This is a genomic window from Blastococcus capsensis, from assembly GCF_030165005.1.
In the GTDB taxonomy this organism is placed as follows: Bacteria; Actinomycetota; Actinomycetes; order Mycobacteriales; family Geodermatophilaceae; genus Blastococcus; species Blastococcus capsensis.
In genome coordinates this window covers 103,919-112,641 of sequence record NZ_JASNNW010000013.1, presented here as the reverse complement: position 1 = coordinate 112,641, position 8,723 = coordinate 103,919, and the positions used below count along the sequence as shown (strand labels likewise).

Below are 8,723 nucleotides of genomic sequence, written 5' to 3'. Positions count from 1 at the left end.
GGTGTGGGGGTGTTATCGTTTTGCGCCGCCGGCGTGGGGGGTGCGGCGTCCGGGGGGGGGGGGGCGCACCTCCGTGGCCTGCGGTTCGTGCTAGTCCGTCACCGGACTCACTCGACGACCTCGACCGCGGCCGCGTCGACCCGACCGAACGCGTCGATGACCACGTTCCGGACGTTCTCGGAGTGCGCCCCCTGGTTGAGGCGGTAGAACAGCGGGGCCGCGGGCAGGTCCGCGATCAGGACGTCCTCGGCCGCCTGGTACGCCTCGATCGCCGCCTCCTCGGTGTCGGCCGCGTTGCCCTCGGCGAGCAGCGCGTCGAACTCCGGGTTGCTGTAGAAGGTGGAGTTCGAGCCGGCCGGCGGGAGCGCGGCGGTCGAGTACAGCGGGCCGAGGAAGTTCTCGGCGACCGGGTAGTCCATGATCCAGCCCGAACGGAACGGACCGGTCATGCCCTGGGCGTCCTGCAGCGGCAGGTACTCGGCGAACTGCAGGTCACCGCGCAGCTGGTACTCGACACCCAGGTTCTCGCGGATCTGGTTGCCGATGGCCTGCATCCACTCCTCGTGACCCGCACCGGCGTTGAACCACAGGTCCACCGGCTGGGTGCGGTCGAAGCCGGCCTCGTCGAGCAGCCGGTTGGCCTCCTCGACGTTCAGCTCGCAGGCCTCGCAGGCGTCCTCGCGGTGCGCGGGGACGACCGGGTTGACGAACGACGCGGCCGGCGTGCGGGTGCCCTGGAAGATCGCGTCGCTGATGGCCTGCCGGTCGATCGCCATCGAGAACGCCTTGCGGACGTTCGGGTCGGCGAAGCGCTGGTCGTAGGTCGGGAAGCCGAGCGAGGTGATGTCACCCTGCGGCGTCTCGATGAACCGCTCACCGAACTCGCCCTCCGCGGACGCGATGGCGTCCGGCGGCAGCGTGTCGACGATGTCGAGCGAGCCGCCCTGCAGGTCGGTGTACGCGGTGTTCAGCTCGGTGTAGACGCGGTACTCCACCTGCTCGGCGTTCGCCGGCTGCTCGCCGCCGTACTCTTCGTAGCGGGTCAGCGTGATGCCCTGGCCGGGCACGAACGCCTCGTCGGCCTTGAACGGCCCGTTGCCGATCGGCTGCTCGCCGAAGCCCTCGGGGTCCTCGAAGAAGGCCTCGGGGAGCGGGTAGAAGGCGGTGTAGCCGGTGGTGGTGGGCCACTGTGCGTACGGGGCCGACAGCTCGACCTCGAAGGTCTGGTCGTCGATGACCCGGAGCCCCGAGAGTTCCTCGGCCACGGGCGGCTCACCGGTCGGCTCGCCGTCCGGGCCCTTCGGCGCCTGCAGGTCCTCGTAGCCGGCGATGTTGGAGAAGAAGTACGAGTTGCCCTGCGCGTTCGGGCTGTAGGAGGTGTAGTTCCACGCGTCGACGAAGGACTGCGCGGTCACCGGCGTCCCGTCGTGGAAGGTCCAGCCGTCCTTGAGCGTCACGGTCCAGGTCTGCTGGTCCTCGGACTCGATGGACTCGGCGACACCGGTGTAGACGGTCTCGTTGGTGTCGGGGTCGTATTCGACCAGGCCCGTCCACAGCGAGTCGACGACCTGACCACCCTCGGTCTCGTTCGTGTTGCCGGGAACCAGCGGGTTCTCGGGGTCACCGATGTAGATGCTGAAGCTGCCGCCGTCGGCCGCGGTGGCTTCGCCGCTGTCACCGCCGTCGTCGCCGCCACAGGCCGTCATCAGCAGCGCGGCGGCGATGGTCGTCGCGACGAGCCCACTGTTGCGCTTGCTCAACTTCACGTGCAATGCCTCCTCGACCCGCATGGCGCGGGAACCGACTGGTCGGATCGCACCGGTATCGGCCGGCCGATTCATTGGTCTCTGTCGCTATCGGCAATCCAGCGGCCCCGCGACACCACGGGGGAGACGGTAGGGCCCCGTTCGAGGGACTGCCACGGACGTCATCGAGTTGTGACCTGGGTCCACCAGCCGCGCCACCACCACAACTCCTGCTTCCAGCCATCCCATAGACCGCAGCCCTTCCGGCTGTTCCGTCCTGTTTCCGGGCATGTTCCGGTTCAGGTTGACAGCATGGTGCGGCAGGACCCGGAGCCGCGACGAGGCGGCGGCCCCTGGCTCACCCCCACCCCCGCCCCGAGCTCCATGGCGATATAGCCCGGGGCTTCATCGCCATGGAGCTCGCGGTGTCGGGCTCTCGTGGACCCCGGCGTCCACGAGGGCCGCACGGATCCGGCGGACGACGGCCTCCACGTCCCACAGGTCCGCGGCACTCAACCGGATCACCCGCCAACCCGCCGCGACGAGGAAGCCAGCCGGGCGTCGTCCTTGACGATCTGCAGTCCCTCGAAGTGATGCTCGCCGTCGTACTCCACGATCAGCCGGGCCTCCGGCCACGCGAGGTCGACCCGACCCAGCCACGCGCCGTCGGCCACGGCCTCGAACTGCGGTACCGGCTCGGGTAGGCCGGCCAGCGCGCACGCCACCCGCACCCAGGACTCCGGCGGCGACTCGGCGCGCGCGTCGACGAGCTCCACCGCCCGGCGGACGCGGCGAACACCCCAGCGACCGCTCCCCGCACGCACGAACGCGCGCAGCTCGGGCTCGTGCAGGACCCCTCTGCGCAGCAGGTCGTCGAGCACTCCGACGGCGGTCCCCACGGGTTCGAGCGCGGCGACGTCCCACGCCGTCCGCAACGGGACCGTGTAGCGGACGCCGTCGTCCCGGCTGAGCACGTCCGACGCCGGTAGCTCCGCCAGGTGCACCCGCACTCCCCGCGGGCCCCGCCAGGACAGGCTCGTCGGCGGGACGACGGTGACCGGGTCGGCGTATCCCGGCGACGGACCCCCGAGGATCGCCGCTGCGGAGCGGCCACCCAACGCCGCCGTCGCCGGCATGAGGAGTGCTGCCGCTCGGCATCTCAGGTCGTGGTCGCGCGGCAGCGCCGGATTGGCGTAGACGCCGTGCAGCACCCGCCGGTACAGGCCCCGCCTGGAGCTGCCGCCGGGTCACCGCTCCGTCGGCGACGGCGTGCACCCCGATGAAGACACCGGTGAGACCAGCAGTCCGCAGCAACACCCGGGGATCGCCACTGCTCCGCCCCTCCGGGCGCTCCCCTCGTCCACAGCCCCGGGCTTCATCGCGATAAAGCCTCGGCGCTTTATCGCCATAAAACTCAGGCAGAGCTCAGGAGTGCGCGGACCGCGGGGAGGAGCGGGCGGTCGGCGGGGATCCAGTCCAGCGCGTCGAGGTCCGCAGCACCCACCCACCTCAGCTCCGCGTGCTCGTGCGCGACCGGCTGCCCGTGCGCGATCCGGCCCCACCACACGCGCATGGTCGACGCCCCGGGCGCCCCACCCGCGACGACGCCGTCCAGTGGCACCTCGCCCAGGAACGCCTGCGGGACGACGGCGACCCGTAGCTCCTCCGCGCACTCGCGCACCAGGGCCGCCAGCTCCGACTCCCCCGGCTCCACCTTGCCCCCGGGGAACTCCCAGCAGCCGTCGTAGCGGCCCCCCGACCGCTGCGCCACGAGCACCCGGTCGCCGTCGACCAGCGCGGCTCCCACCACCTGGACGACGTCGAGCGCCCGGCGGGCGGCCGCCGCGGCGTAGCCGTCCAGGTGCGCCTGCATCGCCCGCACGATCCGGCCGCGCAGCACCACCTGGTCGACGACGCCGCCGAGGACGCCGGGCAGCCCCGTCTCCCAGTCGACCTGCTCGTCGACGAGGGTGCCGGCGCCGGTGGCCGTGAACCGCCGGGAGTGGGTGACCCAGCCGCGGCCGCGGGCGACCGCGTACACGTCCCGCTCCGGCCGTACGGAGACGACCTCCTGCAGCGGCACCGGCCACGGACGGCCCAGCGCGCGGGCTACGTCGAACGCCACGGTCAGCGGTGCCTCCACCAACGTGGCGAAACGCAGCCGGAACACCGGGGCACTGTCCCAGATGACGGCACTATGTCCTGCGTGCGCATCAACGCCCGGGTCGACTACGCCGTCCGAGCGGTGGTCGAGCTCGCCGCCGCAGCGCCGGGTTCGCTCACCGCCGAGCGCATCGCCACCGCACAGGACATCCCGGGCCGGTTCCTGCAGGCCATCCTCGCCGACCTGCAGCACGCCCGGCTGGTCACCAGCCAGCGGGGCCGGGACGGCGGGTACCGGCTGGCGCTGCCCGCCTCGGAGATCTCCATCGCGCGCGTCATGCGGGTCGAGCAGGGATTCCTCGCCGAGGTGCACGGCCAGCGCCCCGAAGACGTCGTCTACCCGGGTGCGGCCGCCGGGCTGGCCGGTGTGTGGGTCGCCGCCCGGGAGGCCTACCGCCGGGTCCTGGAAGGGGTCACGGTCGCCGACGTCGTCTCCGGGCAGCTGCCGCCGCACGCCGCCGAGCTGGTGGCCATCGACGACGCGTGGCGGTCCTTCAGCGCCCCACCGGAGGACTGAACCGGACCCGGTTCCGACCCGCCCTCCCCGGTTCGGCGACACTGGCGGCATGTCCGAGAAGCGACCCGACGGCGTCACCGTCTTCCTCACCGGCCTGTCGGGGGCGGGGAAGTCGACCATCACCGATGCCCTGGTGGCCCAGCTGGAGGCCGAGGGCCGGCCGGTGACCGTCCTCGACGGCGACGTCGTCCGCACCCACCTGTCGAGCGAGCTGAGCTTCTCCAAGGCCGACCGCGATCTCAACATCCGGCGGATCGGCTGGGTCGCCGGCGAGGTGGTCAAGCACGGTGGCATCGCCGTCGTCGCGGCCATCGCGCCGTACGAAGCCGCCCGCGAGGAGGCCCGGAAGCTCGTGGAGGAACACGGTCGCTTCGTGCTGGTGCACCTGTCCACCCCGCTCGAGGTCTGCGAGGGCCGCGACGTCAAGGGTCTCTACGCCAAGGCGCGCGCCGGCGAGATCCCGGTCTTCACCGGCGTGAGCGATCCGTACGAGCCGCCGGCCCGCGCCGAGCTGGTCATCGACACCGCGGGGACGCCGCTGGCGGAGTCGGTGTCCCTCATCCGGGCGGAGATCGGATAAGGACCCCGTCCTCCCCACCCCTCGCACGCTCGGGGCGGGCCCCGGGACGGGGCCACCACCACCGGCGTCCGACTCGCGGCGCCCCGGGATGTGGCACCATTGACGCATGACCGTTGGCAGTGCGTTCCTCGTCGCGCGCCTGCACATCGATCTCGCGCTGGTCTCCAGCGCTGCCTGTCGCGCCGCGCGCTGACCCAGGTTCTCCCGCGCAGCTCCTCCGCTGCGCTCCGATCCAGCAGCGCCCCGTCTCCCCCGGCCCGCTGCCGGGCGGGCGGCGAGCGCAGGAAGAAGTACGCCACGTGAGCACCCCCACCCGCACCAGCAACCGGCCGCAGCGCGGTCAGGGTCAGTGGGCGCTGGGCTACCGCGAGCCGCTCAACCCGAACGAGCGGATGAAGAAGGACTCCGACGGCCTCGAGGTCCGCCAGCGGATTCTCGACATCTACTCGAAGACCGGCTTCGACGGCATCGACCCCGGTGACCTCCGGGGCCGCATGCGCTGGATGGGCCTCTACACCCAGCGCGCGCAGGGCATCCCCGGCGGCAAGACCGCCGTGCTGGAGCCCGAGGAGCTCGAGGACTCCTACTTCATGATGCGCGCCCGCATCGACGGCGGGCAGCTGACCAGCGATGCGCTGCGGGTCCTGGGCGGGATCAGCACCGAGTTCGGCCGGGACGTCGCCGACGTCACCGACCGGCAGAACGTGCAGTACCACTGGATCCGCATCGAGGACGTGCCCGAGATCTGGCGGCGGCTGGAGTCGGTCGGGCTGAGCACGATGGAGGCCTGCGGCGACGTGCCGCGCGTGATGCTCGGCTGCCCGCTGGCCGGGATCCTCGAGGACGAGGTGCTCGACGCCACCGACGTCATCGCCGAGACCGTCGCCAAGTACGTGGGCAGCCCCGAGTTCAGCAACCTTCCCCGCAAGTGGAAGACGTCGATGTCCGGCTGCGTCGACCACTGCACCGAGCCGGAGATCGACGACGTCTCCTTCGTCGGCGTGGTGAACGAGGCGGGCGAGGCCGGCTACGACCTGTGGGTCGGCGGCGGGCTGTCCACCAACCCGATGTTCGCCCAGCGGATCGGCGTGTTCGTCCGGCCCGACCAGGTGACCGACGTCTGGGCGGCCTGCACCGCCGTCTTCCGCGACTACGGCTACCGCCGGCAGCGCAACCGCGCCCGCATCAAGTTCCTCATGGCCGACTGGGGCCCGGAGAAGTTCCGCCAGGTGCTGCAGGACGAGTACCTGGAGGAGCAGCTGCCCGACGGTCCGGCTCCGGCGCCGGCCAAGCACGACCAGCGCGACCACGTCGGCGTCGCCAAGCAGAAGGACGGTCTCAACGCCGTCGGCTTCGCGTTGCGCACCGGCCGGATCACCGGCTCGCTGCTCACCACGATCGCGAACCTGGCCGACGAGCACGGGCAGGGCCGGATCCGCACCACGACCCAGCAGAAGCTGGTCATCCTGGACGTGCCGGACGAGCGCGTCGAGGCGCTGGTCGAGGCGCTGGCCGAGCACGACCTGCAGGTGCGGCCGAGCGCCTTCCGCCGCGGAACCATGGCGTGCACCGGCCTGGAGTTCTGCAAGCTGGCGATCGTCGAGACCAAGCAGCACGCGCAGGATCTCTACGCCGAACTGGAGAAGCGACTGCCCGGCTTCGACGTGCCGATCGGCATCAACGTCAACGGCTGCCCGAACAGCTGCGCCCGGTTCCAGACCGCCGACATCGGCTTCAAGGGCTCGATGGTCCGCGACGAGAGCGGCGAGATGGTCGAGGGCTTCCAGGTCCACCTGGGCGGTCACCTCGGGGTCGAGGCCACCTTCGGCCGCAAGTTCCGCGGTCACAAGGTGACCAAGGCAGAGACCGCCGACTACTGCGAGCGCGTGCTGCGCGGCTTCCTCGAGCGGCGGACGCCGGACGAGTCGTTCGCGCACTACGTCTCCCGGGCCGAGGAGGCCTGGCTGCTGTGACGGGGCTGCTGTGAGCGAGGAGGCGGGTACGGGAAGGACCCGGCAGCTGCCGGTGTTCCACTGCCCGTACTGCGGTGAGGAAGAGCTGGCCCCCCACGGGGAGTCGGCCGATGGCTGGCGTTGCGGCGCCTGCCTGCGTGCCTTCACCGTCCGACTGCTCGCCACGGGGGTTCAGGAATGACCACTGCGATCTCGCCGACGCCGGAGCTCGCCGCCGATGCCGACGCGCGCTTCGCCGGCATCGCCGACCCCGTCGAGCAGGCGCTGGCTGTCCTCGCGTGGGCCGGGGAGAACTTCGGCGACCGGTTCGCGATCACCTCGTCCATGGCCGACGGGCTGCTGGCGCACCTGGCCAGCCGCGCGGTCCCCGGAGTGCACGTGATCTTCCTGGACACCGGCTACCACTTCGCCGAGACGATCGGCACCCGTGACTGGATCACCGGGGTGCTGCCGGTGACGCTGGTGAACGTCACGCCGCCGCAGACCGTCGCCGAGCAGGACCTCATCCACGGCGCGAAGCTGCACGACCGCGACCCCGACCTGTGCTGTTCGCTGCGCAAGGTGCAGCCGCTGGCACAGACCCTCTCCGGGTACGCGGCGTGGGGTTCGGGCGTCCGCCGGGACGAATCGCCGACCCGCGCCGGAACCCGGCTGGTCGACTGGGACGCCAAGCGCGGCATGGTCAAGGTGAACCCGATCGCGTCCTGGAACCAGGACGACGTCGACGGCTACATCGCCGAGCACCGGATCCCGGTCAATCCGTTGTTCGAGCTCGGGTACGGCTCCATCGGGTGCGCGCCGTGCACCCGGCAGGTCGCCCCGGGTGAGGACTCGCGCGCCGGCCGCTGGGCGGGGTCGACGAAGACCGAGTGCGGCCTGCACACCTGAAAACACCCCGTCCTCCTCACGCCTCGCAGGCTCGGCGCGAGCCTCTGGACGGGGCGGCCGTTCCAGACCGTCACCATGGGGCATGCCCCGACCGCCGCGTCTCTCCCCCGACGAACTCGCCGCCGCGCTGCGCGGCCTGCCGCTGTGGTCCGGGAACGGGAGCGGGATCCGCCGGACCGTGGAACTGCCGAGCTTCCGGGCCGCGGTCGCCGCGATCGCCGCGATCGCCGACGTGGCCGAGGAGATGGACCACCACCCCGACGTCGACCTGCGCTACCGGACGCTGCACCTGACGCTGGTGAGCCACTCCGCCGGCGGCGTGAGCGAACTCGACCTGCGGCTGGCCCGCCGCATCGACGCCCTGCTCCTCGCCTGACCCCCCAGGCATGGGAAGCGTTACATGCGTCTTGAGCCCCGCGACGCATGTAACGCTTCCCATGCCCGGGTGGTCTCAGGGCTCGAGGGGGAGGACGAGCAGCCGCAGCAGCCGGTCGGCCTCGGCACCCGGGTCCTCGGTGAGGCCGGTGTGCACCGGGCCCGGCTGGATCACCGTGCTGCGCGGGGCGGTGAGCCAGCGGAACCGGGAGCCGAGCGCCTCGCGCCCGGCCGCACCGGCACCGGGGTCGGCCGCGCAGACGTCGGCGGCCGCCTGCAGCGCCTTCCCGATGGCCGCGGCGTCCGCGGTCGGGTCCAGCGCCCGCAGCCGGTCGGTGTCCAGGTGCAGCCGCGAGCCGAGGTAGTCGCGCTGACGGCAGTAGACGAGCACGCCGGCGTTGAGGAACTCGCCCCGCTCCACCCTCGGGACCACCCGCAGGACCGCGTACTCGAACACGTCCCTCGATGTCATAGCCCTCGAT

Annotated in this window: 9 protein-coding genes; 5 read left to right on the top strand and 4 right to left on the bottom strand. The window is 71.8% G+C overall.

From position 1 onward, the window contains the following. Positions 1-107: 107 nt before the first annotated feature. From QOZ86_RS13295 to QOZ86_RS13285, 3 genes are all read right to left on the bottom strand, one after another. Entirely contained in the window at positions 108-1,766 is a 1,659-nt protein-coding gene (locus QOZ86_RS13295) for a peptide ABC transporter substrate-binding protein (RefSeq protein WP_284492452.1), read from the bottom strand. Between the two features lie 500 nt (positions 1,767-2,266). Continuing rightward, entirely contained in the window at positions 2,267-2,881 is a 615-nt protein-coding gene (locus QOZ86_RS13290) for a PDDEXK family nuclease (protein ID WP_284492451.1), read from the bottom strand. Positions 2,882-3,159: 278 nt separating this feature from the next. After that, positions 3,160-3,915: a (deoxy)nucleoside triphosphate pyrophosphohydrolase gene (locus QOZ86_RS13285; RefSeq protein ID WP_284492450.1), complete on the bottom strand. Its 756-nt coding sequence runs from the start codon at positions 3,913-3,915 to the stop codon at positions 3,160-3,162. A 27-nt stretch (positions 3,916-3,942) separates the two neighbouring features. Here QOZ86_RS13285 and QOZ86_RS13280 point away from each other — a divergent pair, with 27 nt between their 5' ends. From QOZ86_RS13280 to QOZ86_RS13260, 5 genes are all read left to right on the top strand, one after another. Beyond that, a complete protein-coding gene (locus QOZ86_RS13280) occupies positions 3,943-4,425 on the top strand; it encodes an RrF2 family transcriptional regulator (RefSeq protein ID WP_431521218.1) in 483 nt (160 codons plus the stop codon). Between the two features lie 49 nt (positions 4,426-4,474). Further along, positions 4,475-5,005 carry an adenylyl-sulfate kinase gene (cysC, locus tag QOZ86_RS13275; protein ID WP_284492448.1) on the top strand — a complete coding sequence of 177 codons (531 nt, stop codon included), beginning with the start codon at positions 4,475-4,477 and terminating at the stop codon, positions 5,003-5,005. Between the two features lie 299 nt (positions 5,006-5,304). Next, positions 5,305-6,978, top strand: a complete 1,674-nt coding sequence (locus QOZ86_RS13270; RefSeq protein WP_284492447.1) for a nitrite/sulfite reductase — start codon at positions 5,305-5,307, stop codon at positions 6,976-6,978. A gap of 177 nt (positions 6,979-7,155) precedes the next feature. Next, on the top strand, positions 7,156-7,866 hold the full coding sequence (locus QOZ86_RS13265) for a phosphoadenylyl-sulfate reductase (protein WP_284492446.1): 711 nt from the start codon (positions 7,156-7,158) through the stop codon (positions 7,864-7,866). A gap of 82 nt (positions 7,867-7,948) precedes the next feature. Beyond that, positions 7,949-8,242 (top strand): 4a-hydroxytetrahydrobiopterin dehydratase, encoded by a 294-nt coding sequence (locus QOZ86_RS13260; protein WP_284492445.1) that lies wholly within the window; start codon positions 7,949-7,951, stop codon positions 8,240-8,242. A gap of 75 nt (positions 8,243-8,317) precedes the next feature. On the opposite strand, the gene QOZ86_RS13255 is transcribed toward QOZ86_RS13260, so the two are convergent. Next, a complete protein-coding gene (locus QOZ86_RS13255) occupies positions 8,318-8,713 on the bottom strand; it encodes a DUF3037 domain-containing protein (protein WP_284492444.1) in 396 nt (131 codons plus the stop codon). Positions 8,714-8,723: the final 10 nt, after the last annotated feature.

What these genes read in the sequence shown, in the direction of transcription:
- QOZ86_RS13265 (WP_284492446.1), top strand. Translation starts at nt 7,156, where the DNA reads ATGACCACTGCGATCTCGCCGACGCCGGAGCTCGCCGCCGATGCCGAC.
- QOZ86_RS13260 (WP_284492445.1), top strand. Translation starts at nt 7,949, where the DNA reads ATGCCCCGACCGCCGCGTCTCTCCCCCGACGAACTCGCCGCCGCGCTG.
- QOZ86_RS13290 (WP_284492451.1), bottom strand. Translation starts at nt 2,881, where the DNA reads ATGCCGGCGACGGCGGCGTTGGGTGGCCGCTCCGCAGCGGCGATCCTC.
- cysC (WP_284492448.1), top strand. Translation starts at nt 4,475, where the DNA reads ATGTCCGAGAAGCGACCCGACGGCGTCACCGTCTTCCTCACCGGCCTG.
- QOZ86_RS13280 (WP_431521218.1), top strand. Translation starts at nt 3,943, where the DNA reads ATGTCCTGCGTGCGCATCAACGCCCGGGTCGACTACGCCGTCCGAGCG.
- QOZ86_RS13255 (WP_284492444.1), bottom strand. Translation starts at nt 8,713, where the DNA reads ATGACATCGAGGGACGTGTTCGAGTACGCGGTCCTGCGGGTGGTCCCG.